General features: G+C 42.2%; 25 protein-coding genes. 5 read left to right on the top strand and 20 right to left on the bottom strand.

The window, feature by feature from the left end; all coding sequences use genetic code 11:
- Nucleotides 1–113: 113 nt before the first annotated feature.
- From folE to ACLNCP_RS07760, 5 genes are all read right to left on the bottom strand, one after another.
- Nucleotides 114–668: a GTP cyclohydrolase I FolE gene (gene folE / locus ACLNCP_RS07780; protein ID WP_000380917.1), complete on the bottom strand. Its 555-nt coding sequence runs from the start codon at nt 666–668 to the stop codon at nt 114–116.
- Nucleotides 649–1,971, bottom strand: coding sequence for a bifunctional folylpolyglutamate synthase/dihydrofolate synthase (locus ACLNCP_RS07775; RefSeq protein ID WP_084926984.1), 1,323 nt, complete (start codon nt 1,969–1,971; stop codon nt 649–651). The genes folE and ACLNCP_RS07775 overlap by 20 nt, the downstream gene beginning before the upstream one ends.
- 1 nt (nt 1,972) lies before the next feature.
- Complete coding sequence (gene folP, locus ACLNCP_RS07770) at nt 1,973–2,947, bottom strand: dihydropteroate synthase (protein WP_049502247.1); 975 nt, start codon at nt 2,945–2,947, stop codon at nt 1,973–1,975.
- Between the two features lie 93 nt (nt 2,948–3,040).
- The gene (locus ACLNCP_RS07765; RefSeq protein ID WP_049499884.1) at nt 3,041–3,748 is read right to left on the bottom strand and encodes a CPBP family intramembrane glutamic endopeptidase; all 708 of its coding nucleotides are present in this window, start codon (nt 3,746–3,748) and stop codon (nt 3,041–3,043) included.
- Between the two features lie 52 nt (nt 3,749–3,800).
- Nucleotides 3,801–5,219, bottom strand: coding sequence for an NCS2 family permease (locus tag ACLNCP_RS07760; RefSeq protein WP_261011339.1), 1,419 nt, complete (start codon nt 5,217–5,219; stop codon nt 3,801–3,803).
- 189 nt (nt 5,220–5,408) lie between these two features.
- Between ACLNCP_RS07760 and ACLNCP_RS07755 the strand changes: the two genes are divergently transcribed.
- From ACLNCP_RS07755 to ACLNCP_RS07735, 5 genes are all read left to right on the top strand, one after another.
- Nucleotides 5,409–6,221: a Cof-type HAD-IIB family hydrolase gene (locus tag ACLNCP_RS07755; protein WP_261067110.1), complete on the top strand. Its 813-nt coding sequence runs from the start codon at nt 5,409–5,411 to the stop codon at nt 6,219–6,221.
- A 224-nt stretch (nt 6,222–6,445) separates the two neighbouring features.
- A complete protein-coding gene (gene adhP / locus ACLNCP_RS07750) occupies nt 6,446–7,465 on the top strand; it encodes an alcohol dehydrogenase AdhP (protein WP_000649186.1) in 1,020 nt (339 codons plus the stop codon).
- Nucleotides 7,466–7,699: 234 nt separating this feature from the next.
- Complete coding sequence (locus ACLNCP_RS07745) at nt 7,700–8,689, top strand: PTS sugar transporter subunit IIB (protein ID WP_000021970.1); 990 nt, start codon at nt 7,700–7,702, stop codon at nt 8,687–8,689.
- 25 nt (nt 8,690–8,714) lie between these two features.
- Nucleotides 8,715–9,518, top strand: a complete 804-nt coding sequence (locus ACLNCP_RS07740; protein ID WP_000022716.1) for a PTS mannose/fructose/sorbose transporter subunit IIC — start codon at nt 8,715–8,717, stop codon at nt 9,516–9,518.
- Between the two features lie 23 nt (nt 9,519–9,541).
- On the top strand, nt 9,542–10,453 hold the full coding sequence (locus ACLNCP_RS07735; protein ID WP_000136865.1) for a PTS system mannose/fructose/sorbose family transporter subunit IID: 912 nt from the start codon (nt 9,542–9,544) through the stop codon (nt 10,451–10,453).
- Nucleotides 10,454–10,508: 55 nt separating this feature from the next.
- On the opposite strand, the gene pepC is transcribed toward ACLNCP_RS07735, so the two are convergent.
- The 15 genes from pepC to ACLNCP_RS07660 all read right to left on the bottom strand — a co-directional run bounded on the left by pepC (nt 10,509) and on the right by ACLNCP_RS07660 (nt 26,347).
- Nucleotides 10,509–11,843 (bottom strand): aminopeptidase C, encoded by a 1,335-nt coding sequence (pepC, locus tag ACLNCP_RS07730; RefSeq protein WP_261067111.1) that lies wholly within the window; start codon nt 11,841–11,843, stop codon nt 10,509–10,511.
- A 110-nt stretch (nt 11,844–11,953) separates the two neighbouring features.
- On the bottom strand, nt 11,954–12,676 hold the full coding sequence (locus ACLNCP_RS07725; RefSeq protein ID WP_424844278.1) for a pseudouridine synthase: 723 nt from the start codon (nt 12,674–12,676) through the stop codon (nt 11,954–11,956).
- Nucleotides 12,677–12,898: 222 nt separating this feature from the next.
- Nucleotides 12,899–13,129, bottom strand: a complete 231-nt coding sequence (locus tag ACLNCP_RS07720) for a GlsB/YeaQ/YmgE family stress response membrane protein (RefSeq protein WP_050252449.1) — start codon at nt 13,127–13,129, stop codon at nt 12,899–12,901.
- 9 nt (nt 13,130–13,138) lie between these two features.
- Nucleotides 13,139–14,380 (bottom strand): aminopeptidase, encoded by a 1,242-nt coding sequence (locus ACLNCP_RS07715; RefSeq protein ID WP_033676074.1) that lies wholly within the window; start codon nt 14,378–14,380, stop codon nt 13,139–13,141.
- Nucleotides 14,361–14,555, bottom strand: coding sequence for a hypothetical protein (locus ACLNCP_RS07710; RefSeq protein WP_424844277.1), 195 nt, complete (start codon nt 14,553–14,555; stop codon nt 14,361–14,363). The genes ACLNCP_RS07715 and ACLNCP_RS07710 overlap by 20 nt, the downstream gene beginning before the upstream one ends.
- A gap of 18 nt (nt 14,556–14,573) precedes the next feature.
- On the bottom strand, nt 14,574–18,965 hold the full coding sequence (locus tag ACLNCP_RS07705; protein ID WP_261240602.1) for a PolC-type DNA polymerase III: 4,392 nt from the start codon (nt 18,963–18,965) through the stop codon (nt 14,574–14,576).
- Nucleotides 18,966–19,068: 103 nt separating this feature from the next.
- Nucleotides 19,069–21,150: an elongation factor G gene (gene fusA / locus ACLNCP_RS07700; RefSeq protein WP_045612723.1), complete on the bottom strand. Its 2,082-nt coding sequence runs from the start codon at nt 21,148–21,150 to the stop codon at nt 19,069–19,071.
- A gap of 279 nt (nt 21,151–21,429) precedes the next feature.
- On the bottom strand, nt 21,430–21,900 hold the full coding sequence (rpsG, locus tag ACLNCP_RS07695; RefSeq protein WP_000087873.1) for a 30S ribosomal protein S7: 471 nt from the start codon (nt 21,898–21,900) through the stop codon (nt 21,430–21,432).
- Between the two features lie 19 nt (nt 21,901–21,919).
- Nucleotides 21,920–22,333, bottom strand: a complete 414-nt coding sequence (gene rpsL, locus ACLNCP_RS07690) for a 30S ribosomal protein S12 (protein ID WP_001142332.1) — start codon at nt 22,331–22,333, stop codon at nt 21,920–21,922.
- 311 nt (nt 22,334–22,644) lie between these two features.
- Nucleotides 22,645–23,244, bottom strand: a complete 600-nt coding sequence (locus ACLNCP_RS07685; protein ID WP_203213020.1) for a response regulator transcription factor — start codon at nt 23,242–23,244, stop codon at nt 22,645–22,647.
- Nucleotide 23,245: 1 nt separating this feature from the next.
- Complete coding sequence (locus tag ACLNCP_RS07680) at nt 23,246–24,343, bottom strand: sensor histidine kinase (protein ID WP_424844276.1); 1,098 nt, start codon at nt 24,341–24,343, stop codon at nt 23,246–23,248.
- The gene (locus tag ACLNCP_RS07675; protein ID WP_424844275.1) at nt 24,343–25,080 is read right to left on the bottom strand and encodes an ABC transporter permease; all 738 of its coding nucleotides are present in this window, start codon (nt 25,078–25,080) and stop codon (nt 24,343–24,345) included. The genes ACLNCP_RS07680 and ACLNCP_RS07675 overlap by 1 nt, the downstream gene beginning before the upstream one ends.
- A gap of 1 nt (nt 25,081) precedes the next feature.
- Nucleotides 25,082–25,966, bottom strand: coding sequence for an ABC transporter ATP-binding protein (locus tag ACLNCP_RS07670; protein ID WP_261009319.1), 885 nt, complete (start codon nt 25,964–25,966; stop codon nt 25,082–25,084).
- Entirely contained in the window at nt 25,953–26,144 is a 192-nt protein-coding gene (locus ACLNCP_RS07665) for a hypothetical protein (protein WP_261187739.1), read from the bottom strand. Before ACLNCP_RS07665 ends, ACLNCP_RS07670 begins: the two co-directional genes overlap by 14 nt.
- A complete protein-coding gene (locus tag ACLNCP_RS07660) occupies nt 26,141–26,347 on the bottom strand; it encodes a hypothetical protein (protein WP_424844274.1) in 207 nt (68 codons plus the stop codon). Before ACLNCP_RS07660 ends, ACLNCP_RS07665 begins: the two co-directional genes overlap by 4 nt.
- Nucleotides 26,348–26,872: the final 525 nt, after the last annotated feature.

The raw sequence follows: 26,872 nt of genomic DNA, 5'->3' as shown, positions 1-26,872 counted from the left end.
TAGTCAATGAAAATCAAAGTGCAAACTAGGAAGCTAGCCGCAGGCTGCTCAAAACACTGTTTTGAGGTTGCAGATGGAAGCTGACGTGGTTTGAATTTGATTTTCGAAGAGTATTATAGTCCCATTAAACGATAAGCCTGGTCTCGGAGGTCCTTATCTGTTTCAAATAGACCACGAGCTACTGTCGTCAAGGTTGCAGTGCCTGGTTTTCTGACACCACGCATGCTCATACACATATGTTCCGCCTCAATGACAACAAAGGCTCCTTTAGCACCTAGATACTCCATCAAGGCATCAGCCACTTCGATATTCAAACGTTCTTGAATTTGTGGTTTTTTCGAATAAACTTCAACCGTACGGGCTAGCTTAGACAAACCTGCCACACGACCATCTGGAATGTAGGCAATATGTGCTCTACCATAAAATGGCAAGAAGTGGTGTTCACACATGGTATGGAAAAAGATATCCTTTTCTACCACCATATTATCGTCGATAATCTCAAAGGATTTTGACAAATGTTCCTCCGCTGTTTGACCAAGACCTGAAAAAATCTCTTGGTACATACGAGCCACACGAGCAGGTGTTTCCTGCAAGCCCTCGCGGTTAGCGTCCTCTCCGACGGCCTCGATAATCATTTTTACAGCTGCTTCAATCTTTTGTGTATCCATTTTCGTTTTTCCTCTCCATCAGATAGGCTCTCACTTGGCTCAAGAAATACAAGGAACCCGTGACAATCCTAACTGTTTGTTTCTCTTCTTTTTTATCTGTCAATTTCTGCTCTAGAAAATCCTGCCAACCTTGGTAGCTGAGATTTCTAGACTTAGCTGCCTCTTCCAGCACGCTTTCATCAGTCGCCCGACTATCGTCAAAATGTGTCAGAGTAAGCTCGGTATCTGGGATTTGCTCCAACAAGTCCAACATATCCTCCAAGGCCTTGGTTTTGATGCAAGTAAAGAGGATTTCCTTACGATAATCCGCAAAGCGTTCTTGCAAAGTTGCTAATAAAGCCTTGATAGCATGGGGATTGTGGGCCCCATCCAAAATCATCAAGGGTTCTCTTGACACGATTTCCAAACGCCCTGGCCAACTTGTTTCTTCCAAGGCTTGAGCAAGCACGTGATTGCTTGCTAGTTCTCGACCATCTTCTTGACAAAAATTATCAAGTAAAGCTATGGCCATCCCAGCATTCTCTATCTGGTGCAAACCCAACAGGCCAGTTTGGAAGCGACCTTGTCTGACAACACTTGTATAGTCAAAGACTTCGCCTGTAACCATACTCTTTTGATGGCGGACCTGATAATCTGTCCCGTAGGCAAATCTCGGCGCATCTTTCCCTTCCGCAATGCGGTCAATCACAGCCAAAGCTTCTGGAGCAATACGACCTGTCACCAAGGGAATACCTTGTTTGATAATACCAGCTTTCTGCTCTGCTATGGCTTCCAAGGTGTCACCAAGTAGGGCTACATGGTCCAATCCAATGGTCGTAATTCCTGTTAAAATTGGCTGGCAGACATTGGTACTATCTAAAAGCCCACCCATGCCGACTTCCATGATAGCCACATCTACTTGCTCTGAGGCAAAGTAATCATAGGCTATAGCTGTAATTATTTCAAACTCAGTTGTCCCCTGCAAATTGGTAGCCGATTCCCCTTCCAACAAAGACTGATAGTCTGCCATGAGGGCTTCTAGTCTAGCCTCTGGGATAGATTCCCCATTGATGCTAATCTGGTCTGTGTAGTGAATGAGATAGGGTGAGCTAAACACGCCAACTCTCAGCCCTAGCTTTTCCAGCATATTTTTCAAAAAAGCAATGGTAGAACCCTTGCCATTGGTCCCTCCGATATGGATGACCTTGAGTTTGAGATGGGGATTTCCACGCAAAGCTAATAGTTCCACCATGCGTTCCAAGCCAAAATGCGGTTCGTCGGTCCGGTAGTTGGCAATCCACTGATTATTTTCAATTTCTTTCATCTTATTTGTATTGTTTTAAATCTAGATTTTCCGCTTCATCAGCCAGACGAATAGCGGAGGCAATTTCAACTGCCATCTTGTGACTAGCTACGTCATGCACGCGCACCACTTCTACACCCTGTCTTGAAGCAATACTAGTTACATGAGCCGAAGCTGTATCTCGATTGCGGAAACCAAGTTCTGTCTCAGGATTGACTTCAAAACCATTTTCTTCAAGAATATTGATGACAAACCGCTTGCGCGACACTCCGAGAAAGATTGGATAGCCTTTCTGATGTAGTTTATCCAGATCCCGTAAAAGAAGTAGATTTTCTTTCTTGGTAAGACCAAAGCCAATTCCTGGATCCAGCAGGATGTTTTCTTGAGCAATCCCAGCTTCCTCTGCTCTCGCTAAGGCTCTGTCAAAGAAAGCCTCCATCAAGTCTTCGATTGGCAATTTTTCGAAGTCAGCTAACTCTTCCTCTGTAAAAGCTTGATTAAATCCAAAATGAGGAAATATGAGCGAGCTAGGATGCTGAGGTCGCGCCATGACTGGATTAAACATAATGACTACTTTCGCACCAGCCTTAGCAACCACATGGGCCATTTTCTCATCACCCATGAAACCAGTGATATCATTGACTAGATTGGCACCAGCAGCCAAAGCAGCCTCTGCTACCTGACTCTTCCAAGTATCAATAGAGATGAGGACATCACTTTCCTTGCGAATCGCTTTAATCACTGGAACAACACGCTGGATTTCCTCTTCTATCTCAACATAGCTGCTTCCCGGCCGAGTCGATTCTCCGCCGATATCTAGCATACTAGCCCCTTCTGCTATCAATTTACGAGCCTGCTGGAGTGCTTGCTCAAGAGCAAAAAATTGACCACCGTCCGAAAAGGAGTCTGGGGTTACATTGATAATTCCGCAAATAGCTGTCTTTGCATGATTGGCTTTACTTGACATATCGTTCACTCCCTCAAGGCTTTTCATCATATTATTTCTCTATTTTACCATAAAAAGAAAAAGATGGACACGATTGCATTCATCTTTTTCCCAGTAGAAACAAGTAAGCAATTGTCAAAAATCTTAAACAGATATCCCTAATGTCCGACTCAAAATCACCACGAGAGCCAACAAACAGAAAGCAACCCCATTCACAATCATGTGAAGTAAGATAGACATTTCCAAACGTTGGGTCTTGTAAGCCGTCCAAGATAGAACAATCGACATACCTCCATAAATCAATAAAGAAGGTAAATTACTTGGTTGATGCAATAAAGCAAACACAATCGTACCGACTACAAATCCCAAGTTCTCTTTTCCTCGGAAAATCTTTTTAGGAATAATCCCACGGCACAAGATTTCCTCACAAATCGGAGCAAGCAAGGCCAGTAAGAAGAAACTGGAAATCAGAGAACTATTCTGAACCATATCGTTAATCTGAGACTGGTTACTTGTTGTCGTCTCATTTGACAGTTGTAACAAGATAGAACCAAGTATATTTGACCCGATAATAACTAAATAACTCAAGCCCAAACGTGCCAAATCCTTCGCTCTAAAAAAAGAAAAATTAAAACTTGCTAATTGCGTTTTACGAGCTCCAAAAATAAATAGTGCCAAAACTACAATCGAAATACCAGCAACTATCAGTCCTGACTGCAACAGTGGTACTGCATTTAAAGTTAAAATAGCAGTAACCCCTATAGGAATCTGATATAAAATTGTCGCCAGCAAAAAGATTAACAGCCAACCTGCACGATTCAATAATTCTTTCCACATATTTTTCTCTTTCATCACCCATCTCCTTTATATTAAAAAAGGGGGAAAATCCCCCTGGGTTATCCTATTATAAGGCCATACTGATGTAGTTAAGGATAAACAAGGCATCCAAAATCCAAATCATGACATGAACATCTTTAGCTTGACCTTTAACAAGCTTAGTCAAAGTGTAAGTCAAGAAACCAACTGCAATCCCTTGAGTGATAGAGTAGCTGAATCCCATAAAGATAGATGTGAAGAAAGCAGGAACCGCTTCAGACATATCATCCCAATGGATATTTTTCAAGCTAGCCAACATCATAATCCCAACGATAATCAAGATTGGAGCTGTAGCGGCTGTTGGTACAATCGCTAGAAGTGGGCTAAAGAAGCTTGAGATCGCAAAACAGATTGCCACGACCAAGGCTGTCAAACCAGTACGTCCACCTGCACCGATACCAGCAGCAGACTCGACATAAGTCGTTACGTTCGAAGTACCAGCGATGGCACCAATTGAAGTACCAATCAAGTCAGAGTAAAGAGCCTTATCCAACTTAGCTGATTGGTGGTTTTCACCATTTGTCGCTACGATACCAACTTTTTCACCTGTACCGATCAAGGTACCAATTGTGTCAAAAATATCTGTCAACGAGAAGGCAAGAATAGCCATCAGAGTTTCAGGCAAGCGAGCTGTATCTGAAATCAAAGCTCCCAAACCTTCTGAACCAAGAGCTGCACCAAAGACTGTCTTCAAGTCTTCAAAGGCTGCACCAACATGGTTATTAGCAAAATCGATACTAGACAAATCTACCAAACCAACTGCAATAGCAAGAACAGTTGTTGTCAAGATAGAGAGGATAATTCCCCCTTTAATCCCTTTAATAACAAAGAAGATAGTAATGGCAAGTCCTGCAAGAGCCACCAAAACAGCTGGATTATTAAAGCTGACCAATCCTGGAACTGCTGAAGAGTTTGCTGCAATCGTTGCTTGAGCTTTGTCAGCCCCTTCTCCTACAACAGTATAGTTGCCTGGATCAATCGTAAATTTCAAAAGTCCAGCATTCTTAATTCCCACGTAGGCAAGGAAAACACCGATACCAGCTGAAATAGCTGAGCGAAGGGCATTTGGAATCGATTCAATGATCATTTTACGAACATTTGTCAAGGTAATAATCAATGAGATAACCCCACAGATGAAGACCATAGCTAGGGCTTCTTGCCAAGAATAACCGAGTCCAAATACAACTGTAAAGGTAAAGAAGGCATTGAGTCCCATACCTGGTGCTTGGGCATACGGTAAGTTAGCGTAGAAGGCCATCATCAAGGTACCCGCTACTGCACCAATGATCGTCGCTAGGAAGACACCTTGAGCAGGCATTCCTGTTTGCGAAAGAATTTGTGGGTTTACAAAGAGAATATAACTCATTGCAAAGAAAGTTGTTAAACCAGCGAGAACCTCTGTACGAACGTCTGTACCGTTCTCTTTTAGTTTAAATAATTTGTCCATTATTAATCTCCTTTTAATTTTTACGAACAATAATAGAATTATACCATTTATCATTCACTTTTTCAATATCTTTGTTTGATTTATTTAAGAAATTAATCCAATTTCATTTTTTGTTTGGAATCTGCTTTTCCGCCTGCTTTTTGTTATAATAGTAGACATCTTATCTGAAAAGACACTAGAAAGGTCCCTATGACGAAAAAAATTATTGCAGTTGACCTGGATGGAACCCTTCTCAACTCGGACAGTCAGATTTCTGACTTTACCAAAGAAACTATTAAAAAAGTTGCTAAAAAAGGCCATCAGGTTATTATTACGACAGGTCGCCCTTACCGTATGTCAAAAGATTTTTACCGTGAACTAGGCTTAAACACTCCTATGATTAATTTCAACGGTTCCCTCACTCATTTACCAGACCAAGTTTGGAACTTTGAAAAGTGTTTAACCGTAGACAAAAAATATCTGCTAGACATGGTTCAACGTTCAGAGGACATTCAAGCCGATTTTATCGCTGGAGAATATCGTAAAAAATTCTACATTACAAATCCCAATGAAGAGATTGCCAATCCCAAACTATTTGGGGTAGAAGCTTTCCAGCCTGAAGATCAATTCCAGCCTGAGTTAGTGACCAAGGACCCTAACTGTATTCTGTTGCAGACCAGAGCCAGTGACAAGTATGCCTTGGCAAAAGAAATGAACGCCTTCTACCAGTATCAACTGTCTATCAATACCTGGGGAGGTCCGCTCAATATCCTTGAATGTACCCCAAAAGGTGTCAACAAGGCCTTTGCTTTGGACTACTTGCTCAAGGTAATGAACCGTGACAAAAAAGATTTGATTGCCTTTGGAGATGAACACAATGATACCGAAATGCTAGCTTTTGCTGGGAAAGGTTATGCAATGAAAAATGCCAATCCTGAGCTACTCCCCTATGCAGATGAGCAAATTTCCTTGACAAATGACCAAGACGGGGTTGCCAAAACCCTGCAAGGCTTATTCTTATAGTCCATACTGACCAGCTTGCGAGCTGGTCTTTGTGCTCTTTTCACAGTCTCATCAACCGGTTAATCGATTGTTCTATTTTTCACCTCCAAAACCTTGGAAAAGGCTTTCTTTTGTGATATACTTCACATATAAATACAAGAGAGCTCGTCATACTCGACTCTGTTGACACAAAATCAATCCAGTCCTGTTTCTCCTGCTCTCAGTTAATATCAAGGAGGATAGCTATGAAAGCTGTTGTTGTAAATCCAGAAAGCACTGGTGTTGCTGTTGAAGAAAAAGTACTCCGTCCACTTGAAACTGGGGAAGCACTTGTAGAAATTGAATACTGTGGTGTTTGCCACACTGACCTCCACGTTGCCCATGGTGACTTTGGCCAAGTACCAGGCCGTGTTCTAGGACATGAAGGTGTTGGTATCGTTAAGGAAATTGCCCCAGATGTAAAAAGCCTTAAAGTCGGCGACCGCGTCAGCGTTGCTTGGTTCTTTGAAGGATGTGGCACTTGCGAATACTGTACAACTGGTCGCGAGACCCTTTGCCGTACAGTGAAAAATGCTGGCTACTCAGTAGATGGTGGTATGGCTGAACAATGTATCGTAACTGCAGACTATGCTGTCAAAGTTCCTGACGGACTTGATCCAGCCCAAGCCTCTTCTATCACATGTGCTGGTGTAACAACCTATAAAGCTATTAAAGAAGCAAAAGTTGAACCAGGCCAATGGGTTGTTCTTTACGGTGCTGGTGGACTTGGTAACCTAGCTGTTCAATACGCTAAAAAAGTATTCAATGCTCATGTTATCGCAGTTGATATCAATAACGACAAACTTGCCCTTGCAAAAGAAGTAGGCGCTGACATTGTTATTAACGGCCTCGAAGTTGAAGATGTACCTGGACTCATCAAGGAAAAAACTGATGGTGGAGCTCATTCAGCTGTCGTAACTGCTGTGTCTAAAGTTGCCTTCAACCAAGCTGTTGACTCAGTTCGTGCTGGTGGTCGCGTTGTCGCTGTCGGCCTTCCTTCTGAAATGATGGAACTCAGCATCGTCAAAACCGTTCTAGATGGAATCCAAGTCATCGGTTCTCTTGTAGGAACTCGTAAAGACTTGGAAGAAGCCTTCCAATTCGGTGCAGAAGGTTTAGTAGTTCCAGTTGTTCAAAAACGTCCAGTCGAAGATGCCGTAGCCATTTTCGACGAAATGGAAAAAGGTCAAATCCAAGGACGTATGGTACTCGACTTCACCCACTAATCTAATAGAAACCTATTTTAAAAGTTGGAATACGCTTCCAACTTTTTTATATTAAATTTTTAAATAAGGATTCAAAAAAACTTCTCTAAAACTCAATATATCAATATTTTCAGATGTAATCTTTTTAATTATTTTATGATAAATAGTTGATTTTTAGATGAAAACGGTTTATACTTAAAAAGTCTTAAAGTTTTCTTAAACGAAAACTAAAACAAAAAAGGAGGAATGACAATAATGAGTATCGGAATCATTATTGCGAGCCACGGCGAATTTGCTGCGGGTATTCATCAGTCAGGATCTATGATCTTTGGTGAACAAGAAAAGGTTCAAGTTGTAACCTTTATGCCAAACGAAGGTCCTGATGATCTATACGCTAAGTTTAATAACGCTGTTGCTGCATTTGACGCAGAAGATGAGGTTCTAGTTTTGGCTGACCTTTGGAGTGGATCTCCATTTAACCAAGCTAGTCGCGTGATGGGAGAAAATCCTGAGCGTAAGTTTGCCATCATCACAGGACTGAACTTACCGATGTTAATTCAAGCCTACACAGAGCGCCTCATGGACGCTGCTGCAGGTGTAGAAAAAGTCGCTGCTAATATCATTAAAGAAGCCAAAGATGGCATCAAGGCTCTTCCAGAAGAGCTAAACCCAGTTGAGGAAGTAGCAAGCGCTGCAGCTGCTCCAGTTGCCCAAGCTGCTATTCCAGAAGGAACTGTCATCGGAGACGGTAAACTCAAAATCAACCTTGCCCGTCTAGACACTCGTTTACTTCACGGTCAGGTTGCAACTGCTTGGACTCCAGATTCAAAAGCAGACCGTATCATCGTTGCTTCAGATAACGTAGCTAAAGACGAATTACGTAAAGAATTGATTAAACAAGCAGCTCCAGGTAAAGTGAAAGCAAACGTTGTTCCTATCCAAAAACTAATCGACGTTGCAAAAGACCCTCGCTTCGGAGAAACACATGCCCTTATCTTGTTTGAAACACCTCAAGATGCCCTTCGTGCTATCGAAGGTGGCGTGCCAATCAAAACTCTTAATGTTGGATCAATGGCTCACTCAACTGGTAAAACAATGGTTAACAACGTTTTGTCTATGGATAAAGAAGACGTTGCTACATTTGAAAAAATGCGTGACCTTGGTGTTGAATTTGATGTACGTAAAGTACCAAACGACACGAAAAAAGATTTGTTTGACTTGATCAACAAAGCAAACGTGCAATAATCGATTTTATGAAAGGATTTTAAAGATGTCTATTATTTCTATGGTTTTAGTAGTCGTTGTAGCCTTCCTAGCAGGTCTTGAAGGTATCCTCGACCAGTTCCAATTCCATCAACCAATCGTAGCTTGTACCCTTATCGGTCTTGTTACTGGTAACCTTGAAGCAGGGATTATCCTTGGTGGTTCTCTTCAAATGATCGCCCTTGGTTGGGCTAACATCGGAGCTGCCGTAGCTCCTGACGCTGCTCTTGCTTCTGTTGCTGCTGCCATTATCATGGTTCTTGGTGGCGACTTTACTAAGACAGGTATCGGTGTTGCCCAAGCGGTTGCTATCCCTCTTGCAGTTGCTGGTCTATTCTTGACTATGATTGTCCGTACACTCTCTGTCGGATTGGTTCACACTGCTGATGCTTCTGCTAAAAAAGGTGACTTCAAAGCAGTTGAACGTGCTCACTTTGTCGCACTTCTTCTTCAAGGTCTTCGTATTGCAGTCCCAGCAGCACTCCTTCTAATGGTACCAACTGAAACAGTACAAAGCATTCTAAATGCTATGCCTGATTGGCTCAAAGATGGTATGGCTATCGGTGGTGGTATGGTCGTTGCCGTTGGTTACGCTATGGTTATCAACATGATGGCAACTCGTGAAGTATGGCCATTCTTCGCTATCGGTTTCGTGCTTGCTGCCGTGTCAGATATTACTCTAATCGGATTTGGTGCTATCGGTGTTGCTATCGCTCTTATCTACCTTCACCTTTCTAAAACTGGTGGAAATGGTGGCGGAGGAGCCGCAACTTCTAACGACCCAATCGGCGATATCCTAGAAGACTACTAAGATAAGAAAGGACTGAAAACATCATGACTGAAAAACTTCAATTAACTAAATCAGATCGTAAAAAAGTTTGGTGGCGTTCAACTTTCTTACAAGGTTCTTGGAACTATGAACGTATGCAAAACTTGGGTTGGGCTTACTCATTAATTCCAGCTCTTAAAAAACTCTACACTAAAAAAGAAGATCAAATCGCTGCTCTTGAACGCCATCTTGAGTTCTTCAACACTCACCCATACGTAGCCGCTCCAATCATGGGGGTTACTCTTGCACTTGAAGAAGAACGTGCTAACGGTGTTGAAATTGATGACGCTGCTATCCAAGGGGTTAAAATCGGTATGATGGGACCTCTTGCTGGTATCGGTGACCCAGTATTCTGGTTTACAGTACGCCCAATCCTTGGATCACTCGGTGCTTCACTTGCCCTTACTGGTAATATCTTAGGTCCAATCCTCTTCTTCGTTCTTTGGAACTTGATTCGTATGTCATTCTTGTGGTATACACAAGAGATTGGATACAAGGCTGGATCAGAAATCACTAAAGATATGTCTGGCGGTATCCTCCAAGACATCACTAAAGGCGCTTCTATCCTTGGTATGTTCATTCTTGCTGTCCTTGTTCAACGTTGGGTAAATATTAAATTTGCTTTCGATGTTGCCAAAGTTCAACTAGATGAAAAGGCTTATATCCATTGGGATAAATTGCCAGAAGGATCTAAAGGTATCCAAGAAGCATTCGCACAAGTAGGACAAGGATTATCTCAAACATCTGAAAAAGTTACTACTTTCCAACAAAACTTGGATATGTTGATTCCTGGACTATCAGGACTACTCCTTACTTTCCTTTGCATGTACTTGCTTAAGAAAAAAGTATCTCCAATCACTATTATCCTTGCACTCTTCGCAGTGGGTATTGTGGCACATGTTCTTCACATCATGTAATCAAGCAACTTAAAAGGAATCAGGTTCTAAAATCTGATTCCTTTTTTCTATACTTTTATTCGGCCAAGGCACCCATTGGATCCCATGGTGCGAGTACAATTGGTTCTGCTTCATAGGCAGCTTGTTCTTCTGCTGTTAGCAATTCTTTACGGACAACGATTTGGTAAGTGTATTCGTCCATCCAAGCGTCTGAGGCAACAAAGTAACCATCTGTACCGACCTTGTCTCCCCAAGAGTTTTCAACCTTCCACTTGGTTGACTTGCCATTTTCGTCCAAATCAACACCTGTCAAGACCATAGCGTGGGTCATTAAGCTTTCGCTATAGTCCAAACGTCCAGCTTTGTCTTGAGTGAGTTTAATATCCATGCTTGATTCAAAGTCATAAACATCTGTCGCAAGGATTCCAGCTTTACGGTTGCTGAGCTGACCAACATCAGAACCAAACCAAACAGTCTCATCTGTTTGCATTTGGGCAATCGCCAATTCTTTCAAGCGCTCCATCGGCACGTTGATGTAGCGAACTGCACGGCTACCAACCACATTTCCCAACATCTCAACTGTGTAAGATTTACCGTAAGGTTTATCAGCGGTTGGAGCATTGATAACAGAAACATAGTCTTCTAGAGGAAGATTGACATATTTCTTGTAAAATTCTTGTGGCGTGATACCCTTTTCGCTTTGGTAGTTGTTATCCTTATCGCGATAAGCAAAGTCAAATTTACGTGGTGGAAGGCCTAGTGACATAGCAAGGAAATTAAAGATTTCTTGCAAGAGGTTTTCTTTCTTAGCTTGAACAGTCCCTTGGTCTGCGCCAGAAGCAAGCAAGTCACGCAAGATTTGAGCATCTTGGCGAAGCAATTTGTTAAGGATTGCATTTAGCTCACGGCTGCTACTAGATGAAACAGACTCAGGGTAAACTGACTTAGGCACGACACCGTATTTCTCAAAGAGAGAAACGACCATATCCCACTGGCCACCGTCTTGTTGTGGTGTTTGAAGTAGGAATTTAACCTTACGGCTCGTCAAGTCTTGGTCTGCAGTCGCAATGACTTGCTCCAAGAACCAGTTTGATTTCTCATACTTATCCCAGAAGAATGTATGAGCCTGTGACAACTCAAAGTTTTCCAATTTATATTGAGAGATGAGTTTGTGACGGAAGGTGTTAAGGGCTGCAAACATCCAGCAACGACCAGACGCTTTCTGGTTTGTTACCTTGTCCTTGGTCAAATCCAATGAGAAAACAGGTGTGTTGTCTACATGGCTTTGGCGACGTTCTAGGGCTGCAAAAATTCCATTATGGCTAGCAGCATTTTCAATCGCTTGGTATTTGACATTTGCTTCATAGTTGGCAAATAATTTATCAGTAAATGATTCTTGAATCGCGTTCATAGATTCCTCCTTTTATTCTACAGTCTATTATAACTCTTTTCACAAAGTAAGCAACTGAAAAACATAAAAGGCAAGGATATTCTTCCTCACCTTTTCGAATATAAATCCAATTAAGCAATACTCGCAAGTAGAATTTCTAACTCTTCCTTGGTCAAACGACGCCATTCTCCTCTTTGTAAATTCTCATCCAAAACTAAAGTTCCCATAGTCAACCGTTGCAAGTCTACTACTTCCTTGCCACAGTATGCCACCATACGCTTGACCTGATGGAACTTCCCTTCTGCAATGGTCACACGGATTTTGCTTTGATTCTTTTCTGTATCTATGGAAATAAGCTCCAGTCTAGCAGGCTGACAGGTAAAGTCTTTGAGCGGAATACCCTTAGTAAATGTCTCCACATCTTCTTGGGTCATGATTCCCTTGACTTGTGCCTGATACGTCTTGTCCACATGACGCTTGGGCGAAAGAAGAGCATGGGCCAGCTGACCATCATTTGTCAGGAGCAGGAGTCCATGCGTATCAATATCCAAGCGTCCTACTGGGAAAACTTCCTTGCTCCGAGCAATATCATCCAGCAAGTCCAGAACGGTTCTGTGCTTGGGATCCTCAGTCGCTGAGATAACTCCTTTGGGCTTATTCATTATGTAGTAGACAAACTCTTCATACTCCAACACTTGCCCATCAAAGCGAATGTCATCTCTTTCTTCATCAATCTGCAATTTAGCTGATTTCTCTTTTTTACCATTTACCATCACGCGCCCAGCCTTGAGCAAGTTTTTAACCTCAGTCCGACTCCCCACAGCGCAGGCAACTAAAAATTTATCTAATCTCATAGAACTATTATATCATATCAAAAGGAGGCTGTCTCAATGACCAACCTCCTTTTCGTTTCATACTCTTCAAAAATCTCTTCAAACCGCGTCAACGTCGCCTTGCCGTATATATGTTACTGACTTCGTCAGTTCTATCTACAACCTCAAAGCAGTGCTTTGAGCAACCTGCGGCTAGTTTCCTAGTTTGCTCTTTGATGTTCATTGAGTATCAGATTTAAGAAATTAACTTCCTCGTCTCCAGAAAATCGCTAAGACAATCATGGAACCTAGTATTGCAGGAATAATGGCAGTTCCTGCTATTATCGGTCCCCAAGTCCCAAAAAGCAAGTGGCCTATAAAGGCACCAATCCAGCCTAGAAACATTTTCCCAAAACATCCCATTCGCTCTCCACGATTGGTCAGAGTACCTGCTAAAAATCCCACTAGGAGACCAACGAACATACTTCCTAACATATTATCTCCTTAATTTGCCCAATCTCCGTTACGGAAGAGAGGTACTCGTGTTCCATCCTCACGGATACCATCGATATCCATTTGGTTAGAACCAATCATAAAGTCCACGTGAACATCTGAACGGTTAAGTCCCGCAGCTTCAAGCTCTTCTTCACTCATCTCTGCACCACCAACGACGCTAGTCGCATAGGCTGCACCGATAGCCAAGTGGTTTGAAGCATTCTCATCGAAAAGGGTGTTGAAGAAGGTAATACCTGACTGAGAAATTGGGCTTGGATCTGGTACCAAGGCACATTCACCTAAGGCACGCGCACCCGCATTTTCAAAGACAAGGTCTTTCATGACCTGATCACCCTTCTCAGCTGAAATATCCACGATTTGTCCATCCTTAAAGGTTACTTTAATTCCTTCGATGATATTTCCATTATAGCTAAGCGGTTTTGTAGAAGTGACATAACCATCTGCACGACGAAAGTCAGGCGCTGTGAAGACTTCCTCTGTCGGCATATTTGGCAAGAATCCTTCGCCCTGTGCATTGATAGCACCAGCTGATTCCCAAACGTGGTTCTTCGGCAAGCCAAGGGTCAAATCGGTCCCTGGAGCTGTGTAGTGAAGAGCTGAAAATTGCTCTTTATTAAGCATATCGGCCTTGCTCTTGAGGATAGCTGCATGCTCTTCCCAAGCCTTAACAGGATCTTCTTCATAGACACGACAAGTTTTGAAGATTTGGTCCCAAAGGAGATCAACTGCTTCTTCGTCGCTCGCAGCATTTGGAAAAACTTTCTTAGCCCACTCAAGTCCAGCAGCGGCTGCTACAGTCCAGCTAACCTTGTTGGATTGAGTCGCGATACGCATTGGCTTCATGGCAAGTCCCATAGCTTTGGCAGAAGCTGAGAGCTTGTCAGCGTCCACTCCGTTCAAGGCACCTGGATCAGATGAACGAACTCCGAGACGACTAGCCTTGTTCTCCAAAAGATAGTTCATCTCAGCAATCTTGTATTCTGGTACATTGTCCAGACGCTCCATCGGTGCGTGGAGAAATTTCTCACGGTTGATGACATCATCTGTCCACTGAACGATCACCTCATGCGCACCCAAAGCATAAGCTTCTTTGACGATTAAGTGAGCCAACTCACGTTGCTCCACATCGATAGAGAGAGCCAAAGTGTGACCAGGTTGCACATTGATTCCGTTCGCAACCAATAATTTCGCATATTTTTCTAGATTTTCTTTAAAATTTGGTAAAACCATTCTGTTTTCTCTTTTCTATTTTTATTTTTCTTTCAAAGCAAAAAAAGATTCCTGCTAAAGCAATAGCACCTGACAAGAGTGCTGTCGATAGAAGAATTGTCTGATCAGCAAGTTCCAATTGATACTCAAACACCTTCTCAGCCGGCTTGTCTTCCGCAAAGATTCTTAGTTTCATCTTTTTTCCTCCAAGACCTTAAAACAACTCATCAAACAAACTGAGCTGGTTATCCTCTGGCATATTGCCCAGAATCCCCATTTCATCCATCTTTTCAACCAAGGTAGATGAGAGGCCACCGCGTTTGCGTAGTTCTGTTTTGGAGAGGAATTCTCCCTCTTCACGCGCTCGTACCAACTGCTTAGCAACGTTCTCTCCCAGACCATCCATTGCTACAAATGGCGGGATGAGAGTATCCCCATCAATGAGGAATTCTGTCGCCTGACTACGATAGAGATCGAGTTTTCCAAACTTGAAACCACGCTCCCACATTTCATTAACAATCTCAAGAGTTGTATAGAGATCGATTTCCACATTAGAGGCTTCGTTGTTTTTGCGTTTTTCAGCAATTTCTTGCATTCTACGTTTAATAGCATCCAAGCCCGCACCCATAGTCTTGATGTCAAAAGCCTTGGCGCGGATAGAGAAGTAAGCACAGTAGTAATAAATCGGATGGTGAACCTTGAAGTAAGCTACACGAAGGGCCATCATAACGTAGGCTGCCGCGTGGGCTTTAGGGAACATGTACTTGATTTTCCCACAAGATTCGATATACCACTCTGGCACCTTATTAGCCTTCATAGCTTCGATGTATCCATTTCGTTCTTCTTCGGAAATCTTTAGCCACAAGCCCTTACGTACCCGTTCCATGATGGTAAAGGCCATCTTGGGTTCAAGACCAGCATGCATGAGGTAAACCATGATGTCGTCCCGACAACCGATAACGGTTGATAGGTCAGCAATTCCTTGCTTAATCAAATCCTGGGCATTTCCCAACCAGACATCAGTACCGTGGGACAGACCTGAGAGCTGAAGCAATTCCGCAAAGGTTGTCGGATGGGTTTCATCGACCATGCCTCGGACAAAGTTAGTTCCAAACTCTGGAATTCCCAGCATGCCCGTAGGCGTTCCGATTTGCTCAGGTGTCACACCAAGCACATCAGTCCCTGAAAAGAGGGCCATCACCCCTTCATCATCCATAGGGATTTCATTGGGATCAATACCCGACAAATCCTGAAGTTTCCGAATCATGGTCGGATCATCATGCCCCAGTACATCAAGTTTGAGGACATTCTCATCGATATCGTGGAAGTTAAAGTGAGTGGTCTGCCATTCAGCCGTCACGTCATCTGCTGGATACTGGACAGGCGTAAAATCGTAGACATCCATGTAGTTCGGAATAACAACGATTCCCCCCGGGTGTTGTCCTGTTGTCCGCTTGACACCAGCCGCACCCTGAGCAAGGCGTTCCACTTCTGCATCACGATAAAACTTCCCATAGTCCCGCTCGTAGCCCTTAACAAAGCCATAAGCAGTCTTGGCAGCAACTGTACCAACCGTTCCTGCACGGAAGGCATATTCCTCACCAAAGATATCACGCACATCCAAGTGGGCGCTAGGCTGGTCTTCTCCCGAGAAGTTCAAGTCAATATCAGGAACCTTATCCCCATCAAAACCAAGGAAGGTCTCGAAAGGAATATCCTGTCCGTTTTTGCTGAGTTTATGACCACAGTTTGGACAGTCCTTATTGGGCATATCAAATCCTGAACCGTACGAACCATCTGTGATAAATTCACTGTACTGACACTGACCACAGACATAGTGAGGAGAAAGAGGATTGACCTCTGTAATCCCAATCATGGTCGCAACGAAACTAGATCCGACAGACCCACGAGAACCAACCAAGTAGCCCCGTTCATTGGAACGTTGTACCAGCATCTGCGAGGCTAAATAAATCACGGCAAATCCATTCCCCAGAATAGAAGTTAGTTCCTTTTCAATCCGCAAATCAACGATATCTGGTAGCGGATTTCCATAAATCTCAAAGGCTTTCTTATAGGTCAACTCAGCAACTGTTTCTTCAGCCTTGTCAATGAAAGGCGTGTACAAGTCACCCTTAACAACCTCAACAGGTTCAAAGATATCTGCCAAGGCATTGGTGTTTTCAATAACCAATTTCCGAGCTAATTCCTCTCCCAAGAAGGCAAATTCATCCAACATCTCATTGGTTGTTCGAAAATGAGCCTTCGGAAGAGGAGCTGGTTGGGCATGTTCTCCATGACCGATAGTTCGGTTAATCATAGCTCCTTGTCCCAAACTACGGACAATAATTTCACGGTAAATTTCTTCTTCTGGTTCGATATAGTGGACATTCCCCGTAGCCAGAACAGGCTTACCAAGACGGTCTCCCACCTCTATCAAACTCTTGATAATGGTCTGGAGTTCTTCCATATCCTTGACCTGCTCCTTGGCAATCAAGGGAGCATAGATAGCTGGTGGCATGACCTCGATAAAGTCATAATACTTGGCCACCTCAACCGCCGCATCCACACCTTGGGAAACAACCGCATCAAAAACTTCACCTTCAGAGCAAGCTGAACCTAAAATCAAACCTTCCCGATGGGCATCTAAAATCGTTCTCGGAATCCGTGGCACCCCTTCAAAGTACTTAGTATTAGACAAGGAAACCAGCTTAAAGATATTTTTTAGCCCTACTTGATTCTTGACATAAATGGTCGCATGCTTGATACGAGCTTTTTTATAAGAATCTGGACTAATCAAATCAATGTTAAGTCTAGCTAAATCGGTCACACCATGTTTTTCTGCTACCTCTTTGATAAAGATAAAGAGCAGACGACCAGTCGCTTCCGCATCGTAGTTGGCCATGTGGTGATGTTCTAAGGCCACACCAAAACGCTTGGTCAAAGGCCCCAAACCATGACGTTTGTACTCAGGATAGAGGTTTCTAGCAAACTCCAGCGTATCAATAACTGGCTGACTAATCTTTGGCAAACCATGACGCTCATAATTGGCATTCATAAAGCCAACGTCAAAGGTCGCATTGTGGGCAACTAGGACCGTATCCTTGCAAAATTCTTGGAATTCTTGCAAAACTTGTTCCAGTGGTTTGGCATTTTTGACATGGTCATCTGTAATTCCAGTCAACTCCGTGGTAAAGGCCGACAAAGGATGCCCGGGATTGATAAATTCATCAAATTCAGCAATGACATTCCCCTTATACATCTTAGAGGCCGCAACCTGAATCAAGTCATTGTAGATAGCTGATAGACCCGTCGTTTCCACGTCAAATACCACATAGGTCGCTTCTGACAAGTCCATCTCCACTTCGTTATAAACGATAGGAACACGGTCCTCCACGATATTGGCTTCCATACCATAGATCAGCTGGATCCCCGCTTTCTTAGCCGCCTTATAACCGTGTGGGAAGGACTGAACATTCCCATGATCCGTGATAGCAACCGCCTTGTGTCCCCACTTAGCAGCTGTCGCAACAATCTCTTCGACCTCTGGCAAAGCATCCATGGTCGACATATTAGTATGAGCATGAAACTCAACCCGCCGTTCTCCTTCTGGCATTAAATCCTTCCGCTCATAGTGAACAACTTCCTGCACATCCTGCACGTTCATAGTCAAATCGCGTGTGAAGTTATTCATCTCCACATTCCCACGAACTCGGAGCCAAGAATTTTTCTTGATGAGATCAAATTTCTGAGCCTCTTCCTCGTTCTTAACCCACTTTTGCATAGAAAAACTGGAAGTGTAGTCCGTCATTTTAAAGTTGATCAAAACACGCCCTGTTCTGGTCACTTTTTGCTCCACATCAAAAACAACCCCTTCAAATACCAAACGATTTTCTTCCGTCGTCACCTCGATCATAGGAGTAATCTCTGCCTTATCTAGCTTGGGTTTAGCTGCAGCTTTTTTGGCTTGAAAATCAAAGGCTGGCTTCTCTTCCGCTGGAGGAGGTGCCATCTGTTCCAGTTGCTCCATAGCACGGAGCGCTTCCTCATTGGCGGCTTGAACAATCTGCTCATTTTCAGCATGAAAGGCTTCTTCCTGCTCTTGAGTCAGCACATCATTCTTTTCTACTTGACAGTTGAGAGTTGGAAAGCCAAATTTTTCAAGTTGTTTGACTAAATTAGGAAGATGATTTTTCTTAAAGTGTTCCTTATCAATCGCCTCTGAGCCTTCAATAAAGAGTTGATTGCCCTCAGCACGAACTTGCAAATTCTGATAAAGAGATTTAAAGCCTTGACTAGCACACGGCCCTTCAGAAAAAGCCTCTCTATAGTAGGCCTGCAAGAGTTGGTTTGAAAAATCTTGAGACAGAGCCTTAATTTCAAAAATAGCTTTATTACCTGTCTTAGAAAATTCCTCACTCAAACCCTTCTTTAATTCTAAAAAGATTTCAATCGGTAAAATATTAGAAAATACGAAATGAAATTCCCATACCTTACTAATTTTATGAACCACAACTCGCTCAATATCGGCCTGTGCTAAAGCAGGAGCCTGTCTCATTTCAGCAGGCATCCCCAGTTGATTCATCAAAATTTCAAAACTATTTGACATTCATTTTCCTCACATTATTCTTCTACTATTTTACCATACTTAGAGGTGTTTTCTAAAGACAAAAGGAAGCCACTAAGTGACTTCCTTCTAGAGCGAGGACAGATTAGTCTTCACCTTTGTTTTTCTTAATAATTTCTTCTTGTACAGACTTAGGTACATCTTCGTAGTGGTCAAATACCATCATGAATGTACCACGTCCTTGAGATGCAGAACGAAGAACTGTTGCATAACCGAACATTTCAGCAAGTGGAACGTAAGCACGAACGATTTGGCTGTTACCATGTGCTTCCATACCATCTACACGTCCACGACGAGCAGTTACGTGACCCATAACATCACCAAGGTTTTCTTCTGGAACAGTGATTGTTACAAGCATCATTGGCTCAAGGATAGCTGGTTGTGCTGATTTAGCAGCTTCTTTAAGGGCAAGTGAAGCCGCAATCTTGAAGGCAGTTTCAGATGAGTCGACATCGTGGTATGAACCATCGTAAAGCTTAGCTTTAACGTCAACCATTGGGTAACCTGCAAGAACACCGTTAGCCATAGATTCTACCAAACCTTTTTCAACCGCTGGGATAAATTCACGAGGAACCACACCACCGACGATTGCGTTTTCGAATTCGAATCCTTTACCTTCTTCATTTGGAGTAAATTCAATCCATACATCACCGAATTGACCTTTACCACCAGACTGACGTTTGAAGAATCCACGTGCTTGAGTAGAAGCGCGGAATGTTTCACGGTAAGATACTTGAGGAGCACCTACGTTTGCTTCAACTTTGAACTCACGACGCATACGGTCAACAAGGACATCAAGGTGAAGCTCACCCATACCAGAGATAACTGTTTCACCAGTTTCAACGTTTGTTTCAACGCGGAATGTTGGATCTTCTTCAGCCAATTTTTGAAGGGCAATACCCATCTTGTCTTGGTCAGCTTTAGATTTTGGCTCAACCATCAATTGGATAACTGGTTCTGGAACGTTGATTGACTCAAGGATGATTTTAGCTTTTTCATCTGTCAATGAGTCACCAGTAGTAGTATCTTTCAAACCAACGGCAGCAGCGATATCACCTGAGTAAACAGTGTCGATTTCTTGACGGCTGTTGGCGTGCATTTGAAGGATACGTCCGATACGTTCACGTTTACCTTTAGAAGTGTTCAATACGTATGAACCTGATTGAAGAACACCTGAGTAAACACGGAAGAATGTCAAACGACCTACGAATGGGTCAGTCATAATCTTGAAGGCAAGAGCTGCAAATGGCTCTTCGTCAGAGGCTGGACGAGTTTCTTCAGCGTCTGTGTCTGGGTTAACACCTTTGATTGCTGGGATGTCAAGTGGGCTTGGAAGGTAGTCAATAACCGCATCAAGCATCAATTGAACACCTTTGTTCTTGAAGGCAGAACCACACAATACTGGGAAGAATTCAACGTTGATAGTCGCTTTACGGATACCAGCTTTCAATTCTTCGTTAGTGATTTCTTCACCTTCGAGGTATTTCATCATCAATTCTTCGTCAGTTTCAGCAACTGCTTCGATCAATTTTTCACGGTATTCTTGAGCTTGGTCAAGGTATTCAGCTGGGATATCTTCTTCAAGGATATCTGTACCAAGGTCGTTAGTATAGATTTCAGCTTTCATCTTGATCAAGTCGATGATACCACGGAAGTCATCTTCAGAACCGATTGGCAATTGGATTGGGTGTGCATTTGCTTGAAGACGATCGTGAAGTGTGCTTACAGAGTAAAGGAAGTCAGCACCGATTTTGTCCATTTTGTTGGCAAATACGATACGTGGAACTCCGTACTCAGTTGCTTGACGCCAAACTGTTTCAGTTTGAGGCTCAACACCTGATTGTGAGTCAAGAACGGTAACCGCACCATCCAATACACGAAGAGAACGTTGTACTTCGATTGTGAAGTCCACGTGTCCTGGTGTGTCGATGATGTTTACGCGGTGGTTGTTCCATTGAGCTGTTGTCGCAGCAGATGTGATAGTGATACCACGTTCTTGCTCTTGCTCCATCCAGTCCATTTGTGACGCACCTTCGTGAGTTTCACCGATTTTGTGGATTTTACCAGTGTAGTAAAGAATACGCTCAGTAGTTGTTGTTTTACCAGCATCGACGTGAGCCATGATACCGATATTACGAGTTTTTTCAAGTGAAAATTCGCGTGCCATGAGGTTTGTTTCTCCTATTTATTTTTGATTTCTATTCTATTATAACACGATTTTAATAAAAACGGATAGGCAGGACCTACCCGTTCTCAATGTTTTCATGCTATTGTTGGTTTCAACTTACGAGATGGTAAGTTGAGTTGAACTCGGGCTAAAGTTAATTAGCCGATTTGAGCCGGAACGGGATGCTGTGTGAAAAAGATAAACTTCCTTGTATTCGTCGAATACTGCGTCAGTTTCCTATTTTCACCTTGCATCCTTAGCGTTCCTAGCATCATGATTTTACCAACGGAAGTGTGCGAATGCACGGTTAGCTTCAGCCATACGGTGAGTATCTTCACGTTTCTTAACAGCTGCACCAGTGTTGTTAGCAGCATCCAAGATTTCTTTTGCAAGACGGTCTTGCATTGTGTGTTCACCACGAAGACGAGCGATTGTTACCAACCAACGAAGTCCAAGTGTTGTACGACGTTCTGGACGAACTTCAACTGGGACTTGGTAGTTAGAACCACCAACACGACGTGCACGTACTTCAAGTACAGGCATGATGTTTTCCATAGCTGTTTCAAATACTTCAAGTGCATCGTTTCCAGTAGCTTCTTTGATTTGCTCAAAAGCACCGTAAACGATTGAAGCAGCTGTACCACGTTTACCATCAAGCATAACGCGGTTGATAAGACGAGTAACTAGTTGTGAATTGTAAAGCGGATCTGGCAATACGTCACGTTTTGGAGCTCTATTTTTACGACTCATTTCTCTTTATCCCCTTTCCTTATGCTTTTGGACGTTTAGTACCGTATTTAGAACGGCCTTGTTTACGATCGTTAACACCTGCAGTATCAAGTGCACCACGGACGATATGGTAACGTACCCCTGGAAGGTCTTTTACACGTCCACCACGAAGAAGCACCACGCTGTGCTCTTGCAAGTTGTGTCCGATACCTGGGATGTAGGCAGTAACTTCGATAAGGTTGCTCAAACGTACACGAGCGAATTTACGAAGGGCTGAGTTAGGTTTTTTAGGTGTCATTGTTCCAACACGAGTTGCAACACCACGTTTTTGTGGTGAAGAAACGTTTGTTTGAACTTTTTTATGACTGTTGTAACCAACGTTCAAAGCTGGTGATTTAGATTTTTCTACTTTTGATTTACGCGGTTTGCGAACCAATTGGTTAATTGTAGGCATCTACATTCTCCTGTGTTTTTTTATTTTTGGTGATGATACACTTGGTGACAGCTATCATCTGTGTGTACTTTTGCAACATTTGTCAGCACGTCCCTGTACACTCTTGAGAGACCAAAAGTAAAAAGTACCGTCTATTATTGTAACAAAATTTTCCCTTGGTTGTCAAGATATTTTTCTTTTTTATTGTTAATTTTAGCTCTTTTGTAGTGCTCCCTAAAAAAGAAAAAGGAGGAATCCCACCCTCCTAAAATTAATATTGTTCCATTCAATCTCATCAATTTTAGACATAATGTTCAAAAAATATTATATCATCACAACCAACCAGATTCTTTCGCAATATTAGCTGCCTCTGTTCGATTGCCTGCATGTAATTTAGAAAGAATATTGGTGACATAGTTTCGGACTGTTCCGTTGGATAGATAAAGTTTGTCTGCAATTTCTTGGTTAGATAAGCCCTGAGCAATTCCCTTTAAAACTGCGATTTCTTGTTCTGTTAATGGATTGGGATGCGTCATCACCACTTCCATCAATTCAGGCGAATACTCCTTGCGTCCCTCTAGGACGGTGTGCAAGGTTTGCATTAGCTCTGCAATGTTTCTTTCTTTTAATACATAAGCATCTACTCCAGCCTTGACCGCACGTTCAAAATACCCAGGACGCTTGAAGGTCGTCACCACAACCACCTTTGTTGCTAGATTTTCTGCTCGTATCCACTCCAAGACTTCAAGACCTGTCTTAACAGGCATTTCTACGTCAAGGATGGCGATATCTACAGACTCCTTTTCTAATAGTTGGATTGCTTCTTGCCCATTCTTGGCTTGAAAGACAGAGTCTACACCTGGTTGAAGCGTGAGCAATTGACACATAGCATCTCGCAACATACTTTGATCTTCTGCAACAAGTAGTTTCATCTTAGTTTCTCTCCTTATAAGGTAGTCGAACCTGAACTTCTGTCGGTTGTTTCCGACTAATTACCTTTACTTCTCCCGAAAATAGAAGAACACGATCTCGGACTGTATGGAGGTCATCCCTCTTTATAGAATCAAAGCCACAGCCATCATCTCTCACAATTAGAATGAGTTCCTTATCTGTCCGTTCTAATCTTACATAGGCTTTAGAAGCTTTGGCATGTTTGATGATATTGGTCACTAACTCAAGCAAAATCATGGAAGCTGTTGACTCTAATTCCTGAGTTAAGCTAGCTGTATCTAGTTGATTAGCTATTTCCACCTCAATTCCAGCAATTTCTAACATCTTTTTCACAGTCTCTAGTTCGGATGTCAAAGTTCTAGACTTAAGATTTTCCACAATGGTTCGCACTTCACGCATTGATTCTTTGCTAATTTGCTGTATTTCTCTTAATTCCTTTTCCACCTTTGAATAAGCCTGTATTTGAAATAACTGCAAGGCTAGATCAGTTTTAACACTCAGCATAGCAAAGGTATGTCCCAGACTATCATGCAAATCCTGACCGATACGACTGCGTTCATTTTCAGCAAGCAATAGATTTATCTGGGCATTTTGCTTAGTCTGAGCTTCTTTCAAATCCTCGATAATGCGAATCCGAACCAAGCCAAAAGTCATTAAATCGATAAAAGTGAGAATTCCAAGTAGATAGACTAGAAACTCAACTTCAACTTCCTGAAAAATCAAAAGTTGCCCCACAACAAGGACTTGAGCAAGGAGAAAAGTTCGGACATGTAAAGAATTAAAACTACGTACGCCGAAATGATAAATTAAGAGGTTAGAAAGGAAAAAGAAGAACCAGATATAATTAACAGCAACAAAGGCAGTATTCCCAACTACATAAGTCAGCATGAGACCCCAATATAGCCAAGATAGGCGCTGGCTCTTAGTTGTTAAAACACCCAAATATGCCACTACAAATAGAATATCAATCAATAAATGCCAGGCAGAAAGCCATCCAGTCACTACAGGTAGGATGGGGAAAATCATAAAAATTAAACTGGCCCAAAACATATAATGTATGCTTTTCAGTCTTTCAAGCATTAAGCATTCTCCTTATGACCTTGAAGGTAAATGGTCAAACCAAACAAAACTGCTGAAAAAACAAGTAGATAAACTGTGGCTGATAGATTGATGCTACCCTCGTTTAAGAAGGTCTTGAGCAACTCCATCAACTGATAAGTTGGTAGACACTTCCCGATTGCTTGCATCCAGTCTGGAAATAAAGAGATGGGCATCCAGAGTCCGCCTAAAACAGCCAAGCCTAGATAGAGAAGATTGCCCACGACAGACATCAGCTGACTAGAAGGCAAGAGTGTCAAGGTCAAGCCAAGCGCTACAAAAGCTACACTTCCTACTATCAGCAAGAGCGCAGCCCCAATCCAGCTTCCTAAAGGCATATCCACACCTCTGACCAAGTGCCCAACTGAGAAAACAACCAGGATTGAGACCAGATAATCAACCATCATACTTGTTATCTTTGATAGATAATATTCTACCATATTTACCGGAGTATGGCGCAATGTTTTCTGCCAGTTGTTTATTTTATCGGTATGTAAGACAGATGGGAATGAGAAGATAGCTGTCGACATCATCGAAAAAGCTGTCATGGAGATAAGATAATCACGCATAAAATTCGCGGGTCCACCGGGTGTGTCCTGGTACATGCCTGAAAAGAATAAATAGAAGGCTGTCGGCATACCTACTGATAATAAATAATAGATTAATTGTCGTTTGGTCAATAGAAATTCTATCTTATTTAATGCTATCCATTGTTTCATCTTAGTCATCTCCCTTCTGAGTTTCTTCAAAGATTGTATCCAACAAACTACGATTATTAACTTCAATTTCTTGTATGCTACATCCTGCTTGAACTAACAGTTCCCAGAAAGCATTTGCCTCTCGTGTGACTACTTGCAGAGCATCTTGTTTTTGTACCCACCTTTCAACCAAGACTGACTTCTCAACGACTTCCTTGTAAGCTAGAGGAAGGATAAAATGCTTTTCAATCTCCTCACTACGCATAGCTAGAGGTGTTGTATCGCGAATCAACTCTCCCTTATTCAAGACCAAGATTCGGTCCGCTGTATGCTCTACCTCTTCGATGTAATGGGACGAATAGAGAATGGTAACTCCCTGCGCTTTTAGATCCTGAACAATTTCCCAAAAACGTTGGCGGGTTGAGGTATCCATGGCCGCAGTTGGCTCATCTAAAAAGACAAGTTTTGGTCGGCCAATCAAGGTAAAGACAAAAGAGAAAAGACGCTTTTGCCCACCTGACAATTTTTCTGCAAATTGCTCTTTTTGTTGCTTGTCAAACTGCAACAGTTGATCGATCTCCTGGTTGCTCAAGGGATTTGGATAAATACTTTGAAAGAAAGCAATCAACTCTTTGGCCTTTAATTTCTGAACGATGACATTTTCTTGAGGGAGATAGGATCTTGTGTAGTCTAACTGAGAACTCGTCACTGGCAAGCCTTGGATGGATACTTGACCGCTTGTGACCAGTTTATCTCCAAGCAAACAGTCCAAGAGTGTGGTCTTCCCAGCACCATTGGGACCAATCAAGGCGACGCATTCACCTTCTGTTACCTCAAAGGAAATATCCTTCAAAATAGCCTTGCCCTTGATGATTTTATTTAAGCTTTCTACCTTAATCATGTTCATGATATTCTCCTTTCAGCCACTCCTTTCCCATCGGAAAGGCGATAAAAATCATAAATCCTAATCCCCAGGCACCACGGATGAATTGGTGAAGGAAGGCTTGATCAAACCAACCTGTAAATATTTCTACCAACCATACCACTAGTGACAGTCCAATAAAAAGATAGGGAACTTTTTTCATTTTTCAAACTCCTTTTCCACATCTGAGACCAATTTCAAACCTTCTCGGATAAGCCAAGACAAAATTCCAAAGCCTGCAAATAGCTCCCAAGGAAAATGATAAAATCCTTCATCCAATCCTGAAAACATGAGATAAGTCATGACTCCTGCTGTTACTAGACTCACTGCGACAATCATTTTATTTTTCATCTCTTCTTCCTCCATTTCATACTTCAATTATAGACTTTTGAAGTTTGCGGAGCTAGATGCTTCTGTCACTAGGAAATATGACAAATGTCATAAAAGATTCTGTTCAAAACAAGCAAGATACACTATACAATAAAACACAAGTAGAAAAATCTAAGGTAGCTTCCTCAAAAGAAATATCAAACCCAATTCACACTATATTGAAAACTAATACTTATTTAAAAACAAAAGAGCGGAAATTTTTATCGCATAAACAAATATATTATAGGTAGGACAAAAAACTCTTCAATTACTTTCTTAAAAGTTTGTAAGAATTATACAATCTGTTAAATTTTAATTTATCTACCTAAACTACAGTATTCATTGAACAAATCAGGAAACAAAAAAATATACGCGATCAAAATGAATTACTGAAATTCAAAAAAGAGAGAAGCAAACTGATTCTCTCTTAATTTTGTACTTTCTCGAGCTTAGCTTTTCTTCAACCCACTACAGTTGGCAAAGAGCTAAATAAAAAAGATACATTTACGTATCTCTGTAATG

It is taken from the genome of Streptococcus sp. CL6.35, from assembly GCF_049737915.1.
Taxonomy (GTDB): Bacteria; Bacillota; Bacilli; order Lactobacillales; family Streptococcaceae; genus Streptococcus.
This window is presented reverse-complemented; position numbering and strand designations above follow the sequence as displayed.